The following is a 254-nucleotide window of genomic DNA, read 5'->3' as shown; positions in this document are numbered from 1 at the left end:
CCCGCCGCCACCGCCTCGCAGGCCGCACGCAGATCGGGCAGCAGGATCCGCCACGACACACCGTCCACGACCAGGTGGTGCACCACGAGCACCACCCGTCCCGGTGCGTCGCCCCCCACGTCGACCCAGACCGCCTGCACCATCACACCGCCCGCCGGATCCAACCGGCCGACCGCCGCCCGCGCCGCATCCTCCACGACACGATCCAGCCCAGCACCCTCCTGCCCGCCGGCGTCCACCCGCGACACCAACGC

At 74.8% G+C, this 254-nt stretch carries 1 protein-coding gene; it reads right to left on the bottom strand.

Going from position 1 to position 254, the window contains the following annotated elements; translation table 11 throughout:
- The coding region (locus ACTT8P_RS38645; RefSeq protein WP_442836460.1) for a hypothetical protein at positions 1-197 on the bottom strand (197 nt) is incomplete at its 3' end.
- Positions 198-254: the final 57 nt, after the last annotated feature.

This window comes from Streptomyces sp. JW3 (genome assembly GCF_052216785.1).
In the GTDB taxonomy this organism is placed as follows: Bacteria; Actinomycetota; Actinomycetes; order Streptomycetales; family Streptomycetaceae; genus Streptomyces.
The sequence above is the reverse complement of the archived record's forward strand: the minus strand, read 5'-3'. Positions and strand labels throughout refer to the sequence as shown.